This is a genomic window from Actinophytocola sp. (assembly GCF_035634895.1).
GTDB lineage: Bacteria > Actinomycetota > Actinomycetes > Mycobacteriales > Pseudonocardiaceae > Actinophytocola.
In genome coordinates, this window is sequence record NZ_DASQCC010000138.1 from 84,303 (window position 1) to 102,441 (window position 18,139).

The window sequence follows — 18,139 nt, forward strand, 5'->3', positions numbered from 1 at the left end:
TACCGGGAGTCACCCGTGACTAGGCTCCCGAACCATGAGCAGTGCGACCGAGCCACTAGGTCGGGTGCCGACCGGCGAGACGGACATCCACACGACCGCGGGCAAGCTCGCCGACCTGTACCGGCGCAGCGACGAGGCGATACACGCCGGGTCCGAGCGTGCCGTGGCCAAGCAGCACGCCAAGGGCAAGAAGACCGCCCGCGAGCGGATCGACGCGCTGCTGGACCCCGGCTCGTTCGTCGAGCTGGACGAGCTGGCCCGGCACCGGTCCACGAACTTCGGCCTGGAGAAGAACCGGCCGTACGGCGACGGCGTGGTGACCGGGCACGGCACCGTCGACGGGCGCCCGGTGTGCGTGTTCAGCCAGGACGTGACCGTTTTCGGCGGCGCGCTCGGCGAGGTGTACGGCGAGAAGATCGTCAAGGTGATGGACCTGGCGGTCAAGACCGGCCGGCCGATCATCGGCATCAACGAGGGCGGCGGCGCGCGGATCCAGGAGGGCGTCGTCTCGCTGGGCCTCTACGGCGAGATCTTCATGCGCAACACGCGGGCGTCCGGGGTGATCCCGCAGATCTCGCTGATCATGGGCGCGAACGCGGGCGGGCACGTGTACTCCCCCGCGATCACGGACTTCGTGGTGATGGTCGACCAGACCTCGCACATGTTCATCACCGGACCGGACGTGATCAAGACGGTGACCGGTGAGGACGTCGGGTTCGAGGAGCTGGGCGGGGCGCGGGCGCACAACACGAAGTCCGGCAACGCGCACTACATGGGCGCGGACGAGGACGACGCCATCGCCTACGTCAAGGAGCTGCTGTCGTACCTGCCGTCCAACAACATGTCGGAGCCGCCGGTGTTCCCCGGGCTGGCCGAGCCCGGCTCGGTCGCCGACGGCGTCTCCGAGGTCGACCTCGAGCTGGACACGCTGATGCCGGACTCGCCGAACCAGCCGTACGACATGCACGAGGTGATCACCCGCGTCGTCGACGACGGGGAGTTCCTCGAGGTGCACGCCATGTTCGCGCCGAACATCCTGTGCGGGTTCGGGCGGATGGAGGGGCACGCGGTCGGGATCGTGGCGAACCAGCCGACGCAGTTCGCGGGGTGCCTCGACATCAACGCATCGGAGAAGGCGGCACGGTTCGTGCGGACGTGCGACGCTTTCAACGTGCCGGTGCTGACCTTCGTCGACGTGCCCGGCTTCCTGCCGGGGACGGACCAGGAGTGGAACGGCATCATCCGCCGCGGCGCGAAGCTGATCTACGCCTACGCCGAGGCGACGGTCCCGAAGGTCACGGTGATCACGCGCAAGGCGTACGGCGGCGCGTACGACGTCATGGGGTCCAAGCACCTCGGCGCGGACATGAACCTGGCGTGGCCGACGGCCCAGATCGCGGTGATGGGCGCGCAGGGCGCGGCCAACATCGTGCACCGCAAGGCACTGGCGAACGCGGCCGACTCCGGCGAGGACGTGGACGCGCTGCGGGCGCGGCTGCAGCAGGAGTACGAGGACACGCTGTACAACCCGTACGTGGCGGCCGAGCGCGGGTACGTGGACGCGGTGATCCCGCCGTCGCACACGCGCGGGCACGTCGCCAGGGCGCTGCGGCTGCTGCGCGACAAGCGGGAGACCCTGCCCCCCAAGAAGCACGGGAACATCCCGCTATGAGCCCACATCTGCGGATCGTCAAGGGAAACCCGACGGACGAGGAGGTCGCCGCGCTGGTGGCGGTCGTCTCGGTGTTGGGCGCCGGTGGCGAGGAGGAGCGGGCGCGGCCGCGGTCGGCCTGGTCGGACCGGCGCGTCATGGTGCGGGAGCCGCTGGCCCACGGGCCGGGCGCCTGGCGCACTTCGGCCTTCCCGCGCTGAGACGGGCGTGCTCGCGCGCCGGTGAGGGAATCGGCGCGCGAGCACACGACTTCAGGGCTTCTCGAAGTGCTGGTAGTCGATCGGGGTGTCCCAGTAGCCGCCCCAGCTCCAGCCGCGGCGCTCGAACGCCGCGACGGTCGAGTCGCCGGCATGGATCAGGCCCGGGTCGGTCCTGGTGCGGTCGGTGTACGGGGCCCCGTTCGGCGGGTAGACGTTGCCGCTTCCGGAGATGTACGGGTTCTGGACCGGGTTGATGTCGATGGCCCGGCCGTACGAGTGGTTGGACCACGCCGTGCCGCCGGTGATCGCGCGGCAGTTGAACGCCGACGTGTTGTTGGCGGCCATGGACGCGTCGTCGTCCGCGTCGTACTTGTCGACGGTGACCATGCGCTCGATCGGGTAATGGTGGTAGTACAGCTCGGCGAACGTGGCCACGACGTCCCTCGCCACGGCGGCGGCCACGACCAGCTCGCCGCGGTAGACGTGGCCGTCGAAGCCCAGGACGCTCATCCGCACCAGCCGCAGCTCGTCCGGGCCGACGGGGCAGCCCTCACGCCAGCTCAGGCCCAGCTGCTCGGCGGTGACGGTGTGGACAGTCGCCGTGAAGGGGGGCAGTCCACCGGGCGTCGCGGCAGCCGTCACCCCAGACCCCAGAGCCGCGCACACACCAATGAACACCACCGAAAGCAATCTCTTGATCGTTTTCACACCCGTAGGACGCCGTAGTGTCCCGAAAAGTTGGCTCAGTCCCGTTCGCGGCTGTTCAGGATCACGATGCCGGGCAGCACGACCGCCAGGTAGGCGCCCAGTGCGTACAGGACGGTGCGGATCCGGTCGTGGCCGTCGTCGCCGGTGAGCCACACGGCGCCGCAGATCAGGGCCACGATCAGCACCGTGGCGACGACCACCTTGGTGAAGAGCTTGTACGAGCACCACCGGCTGCAGCCGCCCGCCACGCCGTGCCGGCACAACCGGTTGCCACTGGCGCTGGTGGGCAACTGCACCACAGCGCGATCGGAGTGCCGCATACCCACATCTTCACCACCCACCGCCGCCCACGACAAGTCGGCCGGGACCGGCTGACACACTGCACCCATGCGGAGCCCCTGGACAGCCATGTGGGCGCTCTGCGCGTGCTTCTTCATGATCATGCTCGACTCGACCATCGTCACGGTCGCCATCCCCACGATGCTCACGGACCTGCACGCGAACCTCAACGAGGTCGTGTGGGTGAACAGCGTCTACCTGCTGGCCAACACGGTCCCGCTGCTGATCACCGGGCGGCTCGGGGACCGGTTCGGCCCCAAGAGGGTCCTCATCGCCGGGCTCGTCGCCTTCACCGCCGCCTCCACCTGGAGCGGGTTCTCGACGACGGCCGGCGAGCTGATCGCCGCGCGAACCCTCCAGGGGCTCGGCGCGGCGCTCATGACACCGCAGACCCTCTCGTTCATCACCCGGCTGTTCCCGCCCGAGAAGCGGGGCGTGCCGATCTCCGTCTGGGGTGCGGTCGCCGGCGTGGCCACGCTCGCCGGTCCGGTGTTCGGCGGGCTGCTGGTCGAGAACGTGGGGTGGCAGTGGATCTTCCTCATCAACATTCCGATCGGGGTCGTCAGCCTCGTGATCGCGGCCGTCGCCCTGCCGAACTGGCAGCCGCGCCGGACACTGCGGTTCGACCCCGCCGGCACGCTGCTCTGCGCGGCCGGCCTGCTCTTCCTCGTCTTCGGCGTGCAGAACGGCCAGCACTACCACTGGGGCGCGGTCGCCGGCCCGGTCACGATCGTGCACATCCTGGTCGTGGGAGTCGTGCTGCTCGCGGCGTTCGTGTACCGGCAGGTCACGGTCCGGGCCAGGGAACCGCTCGTGCCGAACGAGCTGTTCCGGAACCCGACCTTCACCTACGCCAACCTCGCCCACGCGGCCTTGGGCTTCGCGATGACCGGCATGTTCCTGCCGCTGGTCCTCTACCTGCAGACGGTCCTCGGGCTGACGGCGCTGGCCTCGTCGGTCCTCGCGCTGCCCATGGCCGTCACCGCCGCGCTCGCCTCGGGGATCTCGGGCGCCGTGTGGCACCGGATCGGCGCGCGCAACCTGATCATCGCCGGCTTCGCCACGCTCGCGGCTGCCGTCGGCATGCTCGTCTACCAGGCCGCGCCGGACACCGACCCGGCCACGCTCATCCCCGGCCTCGCCGTCGCCGGTCTGGGCATCGGGTTCGTGTTCTCGCCGCTGACCACGGTCGCGACCTCGGGCATGCCGCCTTCGCTGGCCGGCGCCGCGTCCGGTGTCTACAACACGGCCCGGCAGGTCGGCGGGGTGCTCGGCAGCGCGGCGACCGGGCTCGTGCTCCAGCTGGGCGTCGCGTTCGCGGTGCCGGACGCCGCGCGCCAGTACGCGGAACGCCTGCCCGTGCGCTACCGCGAGGAGTTCGTCCAGCGGATCACCGAGGCCGCGAACACGCCGAGCCAGTTCGACACGAGCCGCCCGCCCGTGCCGTCCGACCTCGACCCGGACACGGCGGAGATCGTCCGCCGGATCGTGACCGAGGTGTTCCACAACGGTTTCACGGTCGCCGCGAAGGCCAGCCTGATGCTGCCGATCGCGGTGCTGCTGCTGGGCATCGTCGCGGCGACGGGGATCCGCACGCAGGTGCGTGATCGGGTGCCTTAGAGTCCCGTGACGTGCAGTTCGTGCTCGCCTCACAGTCCCCCGCGCGCCTGACGGTGCTCCGCAACGCCGGTATCGACCCGCTGGTCCAGGTGTCCGGTGTCGACGAGGACGCGATCATCGCGGGCCTGCCGGCCGACGCCGGGCCCGCGCGGACGGTCGCGACCCTCGCCGACGCCAAGGCACGAGTCGTCGCCGCCGACCACACCGACGCCGTCGTCGTCGGCTGCGACTCGATGCTGTTCCAGGGTGGCCAGCTGGTCGGCAAGCCCGGGACGCCCGAGCGGGCCAGGGAGCGCTGGGAGCGGATGGCCGGCGGGACCGGGGAGCTGCTGACCGGGCACGCGGTGCTGCGGGTGCGCGACGGCGCCGTCACGGCGGTCGCCACGGGCACGGTGAGCACCACGATCCGGTTCGGCAAGCCGAGCGCCGAGGAGCTGGCGGCGTACGTCTCCACCGGCGAGCCGCTCTCGGTGGCGGGCGGCTTCACGCTCGACGGTTACGGCGGCTGGTTCGTCGACGGCATGGACGGCGACCCGTCCAGCGTGATCGGCATCAGCCTGCCCCTGACCCGCCGCCTGCTGCGGGAAGTGGACGTGGCCGTCGTCGATCTCTGGCGCTAGGCACAGTTCGCCGGGTTGATGTCGGGCTGGTGCAGGGCCGCCGGCAGCGACTCGAGCCGGGAGTAGTCGCGGGTGCAGCCGAGGTCCTGGCTGCGCAGGTTGTAGACCCGCAGGTACACGGGCGTGGCCGTGCAGTCCTGGCCCTGCTTGCAGCGGCGCTGGGCGACGAGGATCTCCGGGCCGACGTCGGGCGTGACCTCGGCGAGGGCCAGGTAGCCGGCGTCGGAGACGAACGGCTTGCTCAGCTCGCTCCACGCGGCGGACCGGCCGACGACCACCTGGCCGACCACACCGTTGCCGGATTTGCCGCGCAGCAGGCAGGCGGACAGGGTGTCGGCCACGCACTGCAGCGAGTCCTGGCTCAGCGCGGCGCCCATGCTGGTGATCGTCGCCTCGACGACCTTGCTCGCGCCGGCGCCGCCGATGCGCAGGCGGCCGGACCGGCCGTCCCGGTCGGCGACCAGGTCGACCGCGGTGCCGCCGACCTGTGCCGTCGCGAGCACCGTGCACGGCCGGACGAGGCAGCCGTCGACGCCGACGCCGGAGGTGACGGGAGGTGTCGTCTCGGTCGTCGTCGTGCCGGCCGTGTCGCGGTGCCGAAGCGTCGCCGCCGTGGCGAGCGCACCGGCCGCGACCAGCGCGGAGACGGCGATCGTGATCACGACCGCCCACGGCCTCCCCTGCCGCGCCATGCGCACCCCTCACTCCCGTGAGCTTGGTTGCTCTCTTGTCCCCAGTGCCACCGGGGTGTCATTAGACTCCTTGGTTACTGACCAGTTTGCCGCCTCGTCAAGGGAGCGTGTGGGCGTGCCCCGTCTCAACAAGATCTTGGTCGCCAACCGGGGTGAGATCGCGGTTCGGGTGATCCGCGCGTGCAAGGATGCCGGGCTGACCAGCGTGGCCGTCTACGCGGACCCGGACAGGGACGCGCCGTTCGTGCGGCTGGCGGACGAGGCGTTCGCACTGGGGGGCTCGACCGGGGCGGAGAGCTACCTCAACATCGACAAGCTGCTCGACGCGGCGGCCCGCGCGGGCGCGGATGCCGTCCATCCGGGTTACGGCTTCCTCTCCGAGAATGCGGACTTCGCCCAGGCGGTGATCGACGCCGGCCTGACGTGGGTCGGGCCGAGCCCGCAGGCCATCCGCGATCTCGGTGACAAGGTCACCGCCCGCCACATCGCCACCCGCGCCGGCGCCCCGCTCGTGCCCGGCACCAAGGAGCCGGTCGACGGGCCGGAGGAGATCATCGCGTTCGCCGAGGAGCACGGGCTGCCGGTGGCGATCAAGGCGGCGTTCGGCGGCGGCGGGCGCGGGCTCAAGGTCGCGCGCACCATCGAGGAGATCCCCGAGCTGTTCGACTCGGCGGTCCGGGAGGCGGTCTCGGCGTTCGGGCGCGGCGAGTGCTTCGTCGAGCGGTACCTCGACCAGCCGCGGCACGTCGAGGCGCAGGTGCTGGCCGACCAGCACGGCAACGTGATCGTGGTCGGCACCCGCGACTGCTCACTGCAGCGCCGGCACCAGAAGCTGGTCGAGGAGGCCCCCGCGCCGTTCCTCACCGACGAGCAGCGCGCGTCGATCCACTCCTCGGCCAAGGCGATCTGCAAGGAGGCCGGCTACTCCGGCGCCGGCACCGTCGAGTACCTGGTCGGCGGGGACGGCACGGTCTCGTTCCTCGAGGTCAACACGCGGCTCCAGGTCGAGCACCCGGTGTCGGAGGAGACGGCCGGGGTGGACCTGGTGCGGGAGCAGTTCCGCATCGCCGCCGGCGAGCGGCTGCGGTTCGACGAGGACCCCACACCCCGCGGCCACTCGATCGAGTTCCGGATCAACGGCGAGGACGCGGGGCGCAACTTCCTGCCGGCGCCGGGCGTGGTGACGAGGTTCGTGGCGCCGGACGGGCCCGGCGTGCGGGTGGACTCGGGTGTCGAGTCCGGCTCGGTGGTCGGCGGCCAGTTCGACTCGCTGCTGGCCAAGGTGATCGTCAGCGGCGCCACCCGCGAGGAGGCGCTGGAGCGGTCCCGGCGGGCGCTGGACGAGATGGTCGTCGAGGGCATGGCGACCGTGCTGCCGTTCCACCGGGTGATCGTGCGTGACCCCGCCTACGTCGGTGACGGCAAGTCGTTCTCGGTGCACACGCGGTGGATCGAGACGGAGTTCGACAACACGATCGAGCCGTTCGTGGCCACGGAGGAGCTGCCGGAGCCGGCGGAGCGGCAGAGCGTGGTGGTCGAGGTCGGCGGGCGGCGGCTGGAGGTGTCGCTGCCGGGAGGCCTGTCCGTAGGCGGCGGTGGCGGTGGCGCGCCGAAGGCGGCGGCCAAGCCACGCAAGCGGGCCGGCGGCAGGACCGCCGCGACCTCGGGCGACTCGGTGGCCGCGCCCATGCAGGGCACGATCGTGAAGATCGCGGTCGAGGACGGCCAGACGGTCGCGGCGGGTGACCTGGTCGTGGTGCTGGAGGCCATGAAGATGGAGAACCCGGTGACCGCCCACAAGGCCGGCACGGTGACGGGTCTGGCGGTCGCGGTGGGCGAAACCGTGACACAGGGCTCCGTGCTGTGTGAGCTGAAGGACTGAGAGGGTCCTCAGTTCACGACGAACGTCACGGCTGATTACTCGATTACGGACGTACGATCGTGTGGTGAGCGAGTACCAGCCGTCGGAAATCCGGATCAGTGACTCCGAGCGCGAGGACGCCCTCGGCAAGCTCAACGAGCACATGACAGCCGGCCGGCTGGACATCGACGAGTACGGGGAGCGGTCCGCCAAGATCGTCACCGCCAAGACGCGGGGCGAGCTGCTCAGCCTGTTCGGCGACCTTCCGGAGCCCAAGCCGGCGTTCGGTCAGCCCCATCCCACCGCCGGGCTCCCACCCGTGCGACGCGAGCGGACGTTCGCGGAGAAGTTCATCCCGGTCGCGGCGCCGATCGCCGTGATCGCACTGGTGGCGGGGGCGTTCATCGCCTTCCACATCTATTTCTTCCTGCCGTTCCTGTTCATCTTCCTGATCGCCAGCCGCGGCGGCGGCAACCGGTGGCAGGGTGGCGGCCGGGGCCGCCCCCGCGGCACGCGGTACGGGCGGTACTAGGAGCGCGGCAACCCGACGAACGGCGTAAGCCATCCGGAACATTCCTGCAAAAGATCTCACGAAATCCCCGTGAACCATCGAATCCGATCATTCGGATTGGCTATGGTTGATCGACCACAGGAAACCGGTTGGGAGGGTTGCTCAGTGGCGGGGAAACAGGGCGACGGGGGTGGCCAGAACGACATCCTGCGGGTCGATCCGGACGCGGTGCCCGGCCTGCGTGGCGCGTTCGCGAACGCGCTCGCCCAGGTGGACCGCCAGCTCGAGCTCGCGGGACAGGACCTCCGGGTGGCCTCCTGGGCCCAGGACCCGGTGAGCCTCGGCGCGTCCGAGGTCTTCAACGACCGCGCGCTCGACTCGCACGAGGACGCCGCGGTCGATCTGCTGCGTGTCTACCGCGAGCAGCTCGACGCCGCGGTGCAGAACCTCGACGCGACCGCCGACCAGTACAAGAAGACCGACGAGGACGTGTCCGGTGCCGGCGGCGCCGGCCAGGGCTGAGAGGGGCACCGATGACGAACCCCGCTCCCACGGACGGCACTCGCTGGCGCGGTTACTCCCACGAGGACCTGTACAAGATGCTGCACGACGGGCCGGGCGCCCCCGCGTCCGCCGAGCCGTCGCGCCGCTGGGCCGAGATCGCCTCGACCCTCACCGAGATCAGCCAGGACCTGCAGAAGGCACTCGACCTGACCGGCGGCGGCTGGACCGGCCCTGCCGCGGGCGCCGCGTACGGCCGGCTGTCGACGACCGTGGCATGGGCCGGCACGGCCGGCACCTCGGCGTCGACCATGCGGACGTCGATCGAGGACCAGGCAGGCCACATCGCGAAGGCCCGCGCCGAGATGCCGCAGCCCGCCGGTGCGCCGGCCGCGGCGCCGGACCCGACCGTCGCGCCAGCCGTCCAGGTCCTCCAGTCGCAGACCGACGCCGAGCCGGCCGAGGCGGCCGCGTCGTCGGCGGAGGAGAAGGCCGTCGAGGTCATGACGGCCTACGAGACCAGCACGAACGCGACGACCGACGCGCTGCCGAGGTTCCACCGGCCCGAGTCGCTGCTGCCGAACACCGGGATGCACCAGGGCCAGGGCGGCGGCCTGCTCGGCCTCGGCCTGACCATCGCGTCCGGGCTCGTCGGCGGCCGGCGCCACGACGACGACCATCGCCACGACGGCCGCGGCGGCCGGGGCAACCAGCACAACACGTACGGCCAGTCCGCGGAGTACGGCGAGCAGGGCCGTGGTCAGCGCTCGTCCATGCCCGGTCCCGGCAGGATCACCGGCGTCTCCAACGACCCGTTCGTGTTCGGCGGCGGCGGTGGGGGCGGGCGCACCGAGGAGAACGAGCCGCGGCGGGGCAACGTCGTCAGCGCCAATCCCGGCAACAGCGGGTCCCACGTGCCCGGCTCCAGGGCGGGCCTCGGCGGCACCCCGGCACACGAGCTGCAGCAGGCCCAGCAGGCGGCCGCGGCGTCGCAGGCGGCGGCCGGCACGCATCCCGGGGCGGGCGCGCCGATCGCGCCGGCGACCGGTGGGCCGATGGGCGCGCAGGAGAAGCTGGCGATGCGCCGGTTCGGCATGGATGCCATCGGGTCGAGCCAGTGGTTCGCCGACAACGAGGATCCGGTGCCCGGCCAGGCCCCGAAGCGCCGCTTCGACCTGCGGGAGGACGCCGGCGACGAGGGCGTCACCGAGTCCGTGTCGATCATGGACGAGGAACACCAGCTTCCGCCCAACGTGATCGGCGAGGGCGGCCGATAATCACCGCATGACCCTTGGCGCTGTCGAGACGGATCCACTGGAGATCAGTGCACTCGAGTTCGACGTGCTGTGGGAGCACTTCTACGGCGTCGACCAGATGCCGCTCGTGCTGAAGGTCCCGTCCCCCGGCAAGACGGACGAGGAACGCAAGCGGATCGTGCGTTCGGTGTGGGACGGGCTGGCCCGGCGCGGCCTCGGCACGCCCGTTGACCCGCACCCGGTACTCGTCCGGCTGCTGAACCTCCTGCGCCGCCCGGACCGTGAGATCGACGGCCGCCTGTGGGTCGGCGGCGAACTACGCGTCCTGGTGGCGGCGACGGGCGACGACGCGGTGCTGGCGACCCTCGCGGCCGGCGCGGCGGGCGGTGTCGCCAGGGGCACGCTGAAGCTGCGCGGTGCGGACGCGACCGGCCTGCCGAGGTTCGCCCTGTCGGTGCTGCCGCCCATGCCGGCCGGCCCGGGCCAGTCGATCACCCTCCCGACGGCGGACTTCACCGCGGCCGCCGCCGAGGCGACCAAGCAGGAGGAGCTGGCGGTGTCCCTGCGTAGCCGGGGCGTCCGCGACACCGACGCGAAGGCCCTGGCCGAGATGATCGGCGACATCGTCAACCGTGGCCAGTACGGCAGCGCGATCCGCGACAAGTGGGGCCGCCGCGTCCGCGCCACCCGCGTGATCAGCTTCTTCGACACCGCCGACGGCCGCTACCTCCAGGTCCGCCGCGCCGAACCAGGCACCGACCCCTGGACCACCATCTCCCCGGCCGACCACCGCCGCATGCTCCAACACCTGACCGAACTACACGAGGAACAACAACCCACCTAGAACTCCCCGCACAAAGACCCCTGACCAGCCCCCTCAGGGAACCGCGACACCACCCAACCCAACCCCCGGAACGCAACAACACAGCCCCGGGAAGGCGCACGAACACCAGCCCCGACGATCTTCGTGCAAGGCCCACCCCCAACCAGCACCCACTCAGAAAACGCGCCACCCACCCCCACACCAACCCCGGAACGCAACCAAACACAACCGGGAAAGCGCACGAACCAGCCCCAACGATCTTTGCGCAAAGCCCCGCCCCAACCAGCAGCTACCTCAGGGGAACGTGACGCCACCCAGCCACCATCCACCCCCACACCCGCACCATCCCCCAGAACGCAACCAACACTCAAAAAAACCGGGGAGGCGGACTAGTCGAGGTCGTCGTGGCGCATCAGGCGGCGGCCTGCCTCGATGATGGAGCCGGAGAGGGACGGGTAGACCGAGAACGTGTGGGTCAGGTGTTCGACGGTCAGCTGGTTCTGGACGGCCAGGGCGATCGGGAGGATCAGCTCGCTCGCCGTCGGTGCGACGACCACGCCGCCGACGACCACGCCCGTCGCGGGGCGGCAGAACAGCTTCACGAAGCCGCGGTGCAGGCCCTCCATCTTGGCGCGGGCGTTCGTGGCCAGCGGGAGCATGATGGTCCGCGCCGGGACCTCGCCGGAGTCGATCGACTGCTGCGAGATGCCGACCGTCGCGATCTCCGGGTGGGTGAAGACGTTCGCCGCGACGGTCTTCAGCTTGATCGGGGCCACGCCCTCGCCGAGGGCGTGCCACATCGCGATCCGGCCCTGCATGGCGGCCACCGACGCCAGCATCAGCAGACCGGTGCAGTCGCCGGCCGCGTACACACCGGGCACCGACGTCCGGGAGACCCGGTCCACGGACACGAACCCGCCCGCGGCCGTCTTCAGGCCCACCTTGTCCAGTCCCAGGTCAACCGTGTTGGGCACCGACCCGACGGTCATCAGGGCGTGCGAGGCCTCGACCTTGTCGCCGGACTCGAGGTGCACGACCACGCCGCTCCGGGTCCGCTCGACGCCGGTCGCCCGCGCGTGCTTGACGACCTCGGTCCCCCGCGCCGCGAACACGTCCTCCAGCACCGCGGCGGCGTCGGCGTCCTCGTGCGGGAGCACCCGGTCGCGGCTGGAGATCAGCGTGACCCGCACGCCCATCTCGGTGTACGCGGACACGAACTCCGCCCCCGTGACACCCGACCCGACGACCACCAGGTGCTCGGGCAGGTCCGGCAGGTCGTAGATCTGCCGCCAGTCCAGGATCCGCTCGCCGTCCGGCTCGGCGCCGGGCAACACGCGCGGGGTGGCACCCGTCGAGATCAGAACCACGTCGGCCTCCAGCACCTCCTCGGTGCCGTCGTGCGCGAGCGCGCGGATGCTGTGCGCGGCGAGCCCGGGCCGGGTGTCGCAGAAGCGCGCGACACCGTGGATGATCCGCACGCCCTCACGCTGCACGCGGTTGCGCACGTCCGCGGACTGGGCCAGCGCGAGCCCCCGCACCCGGCTGTGCACGGCCGGCAGGTCGACCTGCAGCTGCTCGTCCTCGACACGAATGCCCAGCTCATCGGCGTTGTGGAAGTTCGCGCGCGCCCCCGCCGAGGCGATGAACGTCTTCGACGGCACGCAGTCGTACAGCACGCAGGCGCCGCCGAGCCCGTCGCGTTCGACGATCGTGACGTCGGCCCCGTGCTGTGCGGCCACCAGCGCCGCCTCGTAGCCGGCCGGGCCGCCACCCATGATCACGATCCGGGTCACCAGGGAGCTCCCCTCTCCTCTTCTCCAGCGGTTCGGGACAAACGGTACGCGGCGCGGCGTGCCCATCTCACAGCGCATGATCCCTGGTATCGCTACGCTGTCGAGCGTGCCGCTCTACGCCGCCTACGGGTCCAACATGGATCCCGCCCAGATGATGGAGCGAGCGCCGCATTCCCCGATGGCGGGTACCGGCTGGCTCGTCGGCTGGCGCCTGACCTTCGGCGGGGAGGACCTCGGCTGGGAGGGCGCGCTCGCCACGATCGTCGAGGACTCCGACTCGCAGGTGTTCGTGGTGCTCTACGACGTCACGTCGGAGGACGAGACCCGCCTGGACCGGTGGGAGGGCTCCGAACTCGGCCTTCACTCGAAGATCCGGCTCCGGGTGCAGACCCTGGAGGGTTCGGTGCTCGCTTGGCTGTACGTGCTGGACGCCTACGAGGGCGGGCTGCCGTCCGCGCGCTACCTCGGCGTCGTGTCCGACGCGGCCGAGTCGGCGGGCGCGCCGGCCGACTACGTGGCCGACCTGCGGACCAGACCGTGTCAGGGTATTGGTCCATAGCTGACTCACAGGTCCACCGCAGTACTCCCACAGCGACGCCCCTCAGGCTCTCCGGCGACAGCCGAAGAGACGAGGGAGTCACAGGGTGGGCAGAACACGACGCCGGCTGCTCGTGGTGGCCGGCGTGGTCGTGGTCGCCGCGGGTGGGGTGGCGACATGGTTGGTGCTCCGTCCGGCGGAGGCGAGCACGCAGCCGATCATCGCGACGGCGACGGTAGGGACGCAGCGGCAGACGGTCTCGGCGAGTGGGACGATCGAACCGGCCGCGCGGGCCGACCTGAACTTCGCGGTCAGCGGCGAGGTCACCCAGGTGCTGGTCAAGGAGGGTGACACGGTCACCACGGGGCAGACGCTCGCCACCGTGGACGACACGCTCCTCCAGGCCCAGCTCACCGCCGCGCGGGCGGCACTGGACGCGGCCGAGGAGAAGGCATCCTCCAGCGACCCCTCCGTGGTGTCCGCCGAGGCCGACGTGACCGCCGCCCAGGAGGCGGTCGACGACGCGGCGCTGAAGTCGACCATCGACGGCACGGTCGTCACGGTCGGGCTCAAGGTCGGCGACCGGGTGGGCAACGGCTCCGACGGGTCGTCCGACGGCTCTTCCAACGGTTCGTCCAACGGCTCTGCCGACGGGAGCTCCAACAGCACCGCCGAGGTCACGGTCGTGTCCACGAACCGGTTCGTGGTCGACGCGAAGGTCGGTAGCGCGGACGTCGACAAGGTCAAGCAGGGCATGGCCGCCCAGATCACCGCGACCGGGACCGAGGAGCCGGTCGACGGCACGGTCCGGACGGTCGGGCTGGTGGCGAGCGCCGACGATTCCGGCGCGGCGACGTTCCCGGTCACCGTCGACGTCACCGGCGAGCAGAAGACCATCTACGCGGGCTCGTCGGCGACCGTGGCGATCACGGTCGCCGAGCGGCAGAACGTGCTCACCGTGCCGGCCATGGCCCTGCACACCTCGGGTTCGGCCACCTACGTCAACAAGATGGTCGACGGCAAGGCCGTGCGGACGGACGTCGAGGTCGGCGACACGTTCGGCGCGCAGACCGAGATCAGGTCCGGGCTGACGGAGGGCGAGCAGGTCGAGGTGGCCGTCGTCGCGCCGAGTGGCGGCAACGGTGGCAACGGTGGCAACAACGGCCGGACCGGCGTCTTCCCGGGCGGGGGCGGCAAGTTCGGGCCCGGCGGGTTCCAGGGCGGGGGGAACTGAATGAACGCCATCATCGAGATGACCGACGTCCGCAAGACGTACGCGATGGGCACGCTCGCGGTCGAGGCGCTGCGTGGGGTGTCGCTGCGGATCGGGCAGGGCGAGTACGTCGCGATCGCCGGGCCGTCCGGGTCGGGCAAGTCGACGCTCATGCACATCATCGGGTGCCTGGACCTGCCGACGTCCGGTGACTACATGCTGGCGGGCGGGCGCGTGACCGAGCTGTCCGAGACGCACCTGGCCGACATCCGCAACCGGCGGATCGGGTTCGTGTTCCAGCAGTTCAACCTGCTGCCGAGCATGACGGCGTGCCGGAACGTGGAGCTGCCGCTGGCCTATGCGGGCGTGCCGCCCGGGGAACGGCGGGCCAGGGCCGAGGAGGCGCTGACCAGGGTCGGGCTGTCCGACCGGCTGAGGCACCGGCCGGGTGAGCTGTCCGGCGGGCAGCAGCAGCGGGTCGCCGTGGCGCGGGCGCTGGTGACCGACCCGGCACTGATCCTGGCCGACGAGCCGACCGGCAACCTGGACTCGACGGCGTCGGCGGACGTGCTGGGCCTGTTCGACGAGCTGCACGCGATGGGCCGCACGATCGTGCTGATCACGCACGAGGCGGAGGTGGCCCGGCGCGCGTCGCGTTCGGTGCTGATCCGGGACGGGCGGCTGGCGTCATGAACTGGCGGGACACCTTCGCGAGCGGCCTCGAGGCCATCCGTGCGCACCGGCTGCGGTCCGTGCTGACCATGCTGGGCATCGTCATCGGCATCTCGTCGGTGATCCTGACCGTCGGGCTGGGGTTGGGCGCGCAGGCCACGGTGGCCGCGCAGATCGACGCGCTGGGCAGCAACCTGCTGATCGTCTCGCCGGGCAGCAGCACGTCGTCGTCCGGTCAGCGGGGCGGGTTCGGCTCGGCGTCGACGTTGACGCTCAGCGACTCGACCGCGGTGGCGGACACCTCCGTGGCCCCGGACGTGAAGGCCGTGGCACCCGTGGTGACCGCGCAGGCGTCGCTGGTGGCCGGGACGACGAACTGGACGTCCAGCCTGGTGGGGACCACCACGTCGTGGCTGCCGGTGCGCAACCGCACGCTGTCGTCCGGCCGGTTCTTCGGCGAGGGTGAGACGAACGTCGTCGTGCTGGGGCCGGACACGGCGAGCGAGCTGTTCGGCCGGCGGCCCGCGGTCGGCCGGCCGGTGTCGGTCGCGGGCCGGCCGATGACGGTGATCGGGGTGCTGGCGTCGACCGGCGCGTCGTCCTCGTCGGCGAGCGACGACGACATGGCGCTGATGCCGCTCTCGGTGGCTCGTTCGTTGACGGGCACGGCATCCGCGGCGGTCTCGACGATCTACGTGCAGGCGTCCGCGGAGGACACGCTGAGCGCGGCGTACCAGGAGATCGACGCGTTGCTGCGGAACCTGCACGGCGACACGGACTTCAGCATCGCCTCGCAGGAGTCACTGCTCGAAACGGCGAACGCGACCAACGAGACGCTGACCATCCTGCTCGGCGGGGTGGCCGCGATCTCCTTGCTGGTCGGCGGAATCGGGGTCATGAACATCATGCTGGTGGCGGTCACCGAGCGGGTCCGGGAGATCGGGCTGCGCAAGGCGCTCGGGGCGACGCCCGGTGGGATCCGGCGGCAGTTCCTGGTGGAGGCCGGGGTGCTCGGCGCGTGCGGCGGGTTGCTGGGGGCCGCGCTCGGGATCGCCGGGGCGTTCGTACTGCCGCGGCTGATAGCCCAGCCGGTGAGCGTGTCGGTGGTCGCGATCGCGGCGGCGATCGGGGTCTCCCTGGCGATCGGGATCGGTTTCGGCGTGTACCCGGCCACGAGGGCCGCGCGGCTCACGCCCATCGACGCGTTGCGGAGTGAGTGATGAGAAAGCTGGCGTGGGTGGTGGCCGGGGTCGTGGTGGCCGGCGCGGGGTTCGCGGTGGTGTCGACGGCGGGCGCGGAGGCCGGCGGCCGGTACCGGGTGGCTTCCGTGACGGTCGGGGACGTGGCACAGACGGTGCCCGTCAGCGGGACCGTCGATCGAGTGAATCGCGCGGATGTCTCCTTTGGCACCTCTGGATCGTTGGCGACCTTGTCGGTGGGGGTCGGTGACCCGGTGTCGGCCGGACAGGAGCTGGCTTCGCTGGACACGGCGTCACTACAGGCGGCGGTGGACAAGGCGGAGTTGGACGTGGACCAGTCGGAGTCGACCCTGGCGTCGGCGTCGGAAGCGGTGGAGGAGGCGACTTCGCCGTCTTCCTCTTCGTCTTCGCCGTCGTCTTCGCCGTCGTCTTCGTCGTCGTCTTCGTCCTCGGCTCCTCAGCCGAGCGCGGACTCCGCGACGGGCAGGCTGGTGCAGGCGGTGAAGGACGCCCAGTCGGTGGCGTCGGCGGCCCTGAGAACGGCGACGGACGCGATGGCCGCGCAGGAGGCGGCATGTGCGGACCCGACGGCGCAGGCGTGCGCGGCGGCGGGGGCGGCGACGCTGAAGGCGCAGCAGGCGGTGAAGTCGGCGCAGGACACGTTGCAGGGCAAGCTGGACGCGCTGTCGTCGGCGTTGTCGGCCGCGCAGTCGTCCTCGGAGTCGTCATCGAAGTCGTCATCGGAGTCTTCCTCGGAGTCGTCGACGCGGTCCGGGTCGTCGGACTCGCGGTCCGGGCCGTCGGACTCGTCGGCGTCCGCCACGTCCGTCGCCGAGGCACAGGCGGCGGTCGACCAGGCGAAGGTCAAGCTGGTGGAGGCGCAGCAGGCACTGGCCGGAGCGACGCTGAAGTCCCCGATCAGCGGCACGGTGGCCGCGGTCTCGGCGACGGTCGGTGACCAGGTGTCGACCGGGACGGCTGTCGTAGTGGTGGTGGGCGAAGGCGCGGCGGACGTCACCGCGACGGTCCCGGTGGAACAGCTGACAAAGCTGAAGGTGGGCCAGCCGGCGACGGTAACCCCAGTAGGAACGTCACAGAAAGTGACAGGAACGGTCACCCGAGTAAGCACAACGCCCGACCCGAACGCGGAATCCGTGGCATACCCGGTGACGATCACAGTCGACCGGCCACCGATGACGATGGCGGCGGGCAGCTCGACAACGGCGTCAGTAGTGGTGGCGACGGCGAAGAACGTCCTGACGGTCCCGACATCGGCGGTAACCCGCAACACGGTGACGGTCCTGACCGGCGACCAGACGACCCTGACCCCCGTGACGGTGGGCGCGGTGGGCCCGACACGAACGGAGATCAAGGAGGGGTTGTCGCGGGGCCAGCAGGTGGTTCTGGCGGACCTGGACACCCCCCTCCCGACAGCCGACTCCTCATCCGAGGGCGGTTTCCTACGCGGCGGCCCAGAAGGCGGCCCGGAAGTCGGCAGAGGAGGACAGGGCGGCGGCCCAGTGGTCCGCAAAGGCCCCGGCAACTAGGGCTTTCGCCAGGACACCCGCTCGCTCGCCCGGCAAGCACTTTCAAGGTCAACACGAATGCGGGCGCGAACACGGCCACAAAGCCGAGCCATTGCCAAAGCCAAGCCGTCGGCAAGACGGACGGTCACCAAACCCACGCCATCACGAGGAACCAAACCCTCACCAAAGCCACGCCATCACCAAGAACCAAACCCTCACCAAAGCCACGCCATCACCAAGAAACAAATCCTCACCAAAGCCAAATCCTCACCAAAGGCCAACCTGTTGGCAAGAATAAGCCATCGCCAAAGCCGACCATCGGCAAAAGTCAAATCACCGGCCGGAGCGCACCATCGGCCAGTGCCAAACCGTCGCGTGGGGCCGGCCAAAGACCG

General features: G+C 70.9%; 18 protein-coding genes. 14 read left to right on the plus strand and 4 right to left on the minus strand.

The features are described from left to right. Positions 1-34 precede the first annotated feature (34 nt). Together VET29_RS20040 and VET29_RS20045 are read left to right on the plus strand one after the other, a co-directional pair. Positions 35-1,672, plus strand: coding sequence for an acyl-CoA carboxylase subunit beta (locus tag VET29_RS20040; RefSeq protein WP_324922605.1), 1,638 nt, complete (start codon positions 35-37; stop codon positions 1,670-1,672). Beyond that, a complete protein-coding gene (locus VET29_RS20045) occupies positions 1,669-1,872 on the plus strand; it encodes an acyl-CoA carboxylase subunit epsilon (RefSeq protein WP_324922607.1) in 204 nt (67 codons plus the stop codon). The genes VET29_RS20040 and VET29_RS20045 overlap by 4 nt, the downstream gene beginning before the upstream one ends. Positions 1,873-1,923: 51 nt before the next feature. On the opposite strand, the gene VET29_RS20050 is transcribed toward VET29_RS20045, so the two are convergent. After that, positions 1,924-2,514: a M15 family metallopeptidase gene (locus tag VET29_RS20050; RefSeq protein ID WP_324922609.1), complete on the minus strand. Its 591-nt coding sequence runs from the start codon at positions 2,512-2,514 to the stop codon at positions 1,924-1,926. 101 nt (positions 2,515-2,615) lie between these two features. Then, positions 2,616-2,879 (minus strand): hypothetical protein, encoded by a 264-nt coding sequence (locus VET29_RS20055; RefSeq protein ID WP_324922611.1) that lies wholly within the window; start codon positions 2,877-2,879, stop codon positions 2,616-2,618. An 88-nt stretch (positions 2,880-2,967) separates the two neighbouring features. On the opposite strand from VET29_RS20055, the gene VET29_RS20060 reads away from it, so the two are divergent. After that, complete coding sequence (locus VET29_RS20060; protein WP_324922613.1) at positions 2,968-4,539, plus strand: DHA2 family efflux MFS transporter permease subunit; 1,572 nt, start codon at positions 2,968-2,970, stop codon at positions 4,537-4,539. 11 nt (positions 4,540-4,550) lie between these two features. Continuing rightward, positions 4,551-5,159: a nucleoside triphosphate pyrophosphatase gene (locus tag VET29_RS20065; protein WP_324922615.1), complete on the plus strand. Its 609-nt coding sequence runs from the start codon at positions 4,551-4,553 to the stop codon at positions 5,157-5,159. On the opposite strand, the gene VET29_RS20070 is transcribed toward VET29_RS20065, so the two are convergent. After that, a complete protein-coding gene (locus VET29_RS20070) occupies positions 5,156-5,851 on the minus strand; it encodes a hypothetical protein (protein WP_324922618.1) in 696 nt (231 codons plus the stop codon). The genes VET29_RS20065 and VET29_RS20070 overlap by 4 nt on opposite strands. Before the next feature lie 115 nt (positions 5,852-5,966). Here VET29_RS20070 and VET29_RS20075 point away from each other — a divergent pair, with 115 nt between their 5' ends. The 5 genes from VET29_RS20075 to VET29_RS20095 all read left to right on the plus strand — a co-directional run bounded on the left by VET29_RS20075 (position 5,967) and on the right by VET29_RS20095 (position 10,824). Beyond that, complete coding sequence (locus tag VET29_RS20075; RefSeq protein ID WP_324922620.1) at positions 5,967-7,733, plus strand: acetyl/propionyl/methylcrotonyl-CoA carboxylase subunit alpha; 1,767 nt, start codon at positions 5,967-5,969, stop codon at positions 7,731-7,733. Positions 7,734-7,797: 64 nt separating this feature from the next. Next, a complete protein-coding gene (locus VET29_RS20080; protein WP_324922621.1) occupies positions 7,798-8,244 on the plus strand; it encodes a DUF1707 domain-containing protein in 447 nt (148 codons plus the stop codon). Positions 8,245-8,388: 144 nt separating this feature from the next. Beyond that, entirely contained in the window at positions 8,389-8,745 is a 357-nt protein-coding gene (locus VET29_RS20085; protein WP_324922622.1) for a transcriptional regulator, read from the plus strand. Between the two features lie 11 nt (positions 8,746-8,756). After that, a complete protein-coding gene (locus tag VET29_RS20090; protein WP_324922624.1) occupies positions 8,757-10,001 on the plus strand; it encodes a PPE domain-containing protein in 1,245 nt (414 codons plus the stop codon). A 7-nt stretch (positions 10,002-10,008) separates the two neighbouring features. Further along, positions 10,009-10,824, plus strand: a complete 816-nt coding sequence (locus VET29_RS20095; RefSeq protein WP_324922626.1) for an ESX secretion-associated protein EspG — start codon at positions 10,009-10,011, stop codon at positions 10,822-10,824. A 368-nt stretch (positions 10,825-11,192) separates the two neighbouring features. Here VET29_RS20095 and VET29_RS20100 read toward each other — a convergent pair whose 3' ends face one another. Continuing rightward, a complete protein-coding gene (locus VET29_RS20100) occupies positions 11,193-12,596 on the minus strand; it encodes an NAD(P)H-quinone dehydrogenase (protein ID WP_324922628.1) in 1,404 nt (467 codons plus the stop codon). A 106-nt stretch (positions 12,597-12,702) separates the two neighbouring features. Here VET29_RS20100 and VET29_RS20105 point away from each other — a divergent pair, with 106 nt between their 5' ends. From VET29_RS20105 to VET29_RS20125, 5 genes are all read left to right on the plus strand, one after another. Continuing rightward, positions 12,703-13,155: a gamma-glutamylcyclotransferase gene (locus VET29_RS20105; protein WP_324922630.1), complete on the plus strand. Its 453-nt coding sequence runs from the start codon at positions 12,703-12,705 to the stop codon at positions 13,153-13,155. Between the two features lie 85 nt (positions 13,156-13,240). Beyond that, positions 13,241-14,368 carry an efflux RND transporter periplasmic adaptor subunit gene (locus tag VET29_RS20110; protein WP_324922632.1) on the plus strand — a complete coding sequence of 376 codons (1,128 nt, stop codon included), beginning with the start codon at positions 13,241-13,243 and terminating at the stop codon, positions 14,366-14,368. After that, entirely contained in the window at positions 14,369-15,040 is a 672-nt protein-coding gene (locus VET29_RS20115; RefSeq protein WP_324922634.1) for an ABC transporter ATP-binding protein, read from the plus strand. Next, complete coding sequence (locus tag VET29_RS20120; RefSeq protein ID WP_324922636.1) at positions 15,037-16,239, plus strand: ABC transporter permease; 1,203 nt, start codon at positions 15,037-15,039, stop codon at positions 16,237-16,239. The genes VET29_RS20115 and VET29_RS20120 overlap by 4 nt, the downstream gene beginning before the upstream one ends. Continuing rightward, positions 16,239-17,765 carry an efflux RND transporter periplasmic adaptor subunit gene (locus VET29_RS20125; protein ID WP_324922638.1) on the plus strand — a complete coding sequence of 509 codons (1,527 nt, stop codon included), beginning with the start codon at positions 16,239-16,241 and terminating at the stop codon, positions 17,763-17,765. The genes VET29_RS20120 and VET29_RS20125 overlap by 1 nt, the downstream gene beginning before the upstream one ends. Positions 17,766-18,139 lie beyond the last annotated feature (374 nt).

What these genes read in the sequence shown, in the direction of transcription:
- VET29_RS20040 (WP_324922605.1), top strand. Translation starts at nt 35, where the DNA reads ATGAGCAGTGCGACCGAGCCACTAGGTCGGGTGCCGACCGGCGAGACG.
- VET29_RS20045 (WP_324922607.1), top strand. Translation starts at nt 1,669, where the DNA reads ATGAGCCCACATCTGCGGATCGTCAAGGGAAACCCGACGGACGAGGAG.
- VET29_RS20060 (WP_324922613.1), top strand. Translation starts at nt 2,968, where the DNA reads ATGCGGAGCCCCTGGACAGCCATGTGGGCGCTCTGCGCGTGCTTCTTC.
- VET29_RS20070 (WP_324922618.1), bottom strand. Translation starts at nt 5,851, where the DNA reads ATGGCGCGGCAGGGGAGGCCGTGGGCGGTCGTGATCACGATCGCCGTC.
- VET29_RS20090 (WP_324922624.1), top strand. Translation starts at nt 8,757, where the DNA reads ATGACGAACCCCGCTCCCACGGACGGCACTCGCTGGCGCGGTTACTCC.
- VET29_RS20095 (WP_324922626.1), top strand. Translation starts at nt 10,009, where the DNA reads ATGACCCTTGGCGCTGTCGAGACGGATCCACTGGAGATCAGTGCACTC.
- VET29_RS20115 (WP_324922634.1), top strand. Translation starts at nt 14,369, where the DNA reads ATGAACGCCATCATCGAGATGACCGACGTCCGCAAGACGTACGCGATG.
- VET29_RS20120 (WP_324922636.1), top strand. Translation starts at nt 15,037, where the DNA reads ATGAACTGGCGGGACACCTTCGCGAGCGGCCTCGAGGCCATCCGTGCG.
- VET29_RS20125 (WP_324922638.1), top strand. Translation starts at nt 16,239, where the DNA reads ATGAGAAAGCTGGCGTGGGTGGTGGCCGGGGTCGTGGTGGCCGGCGCG.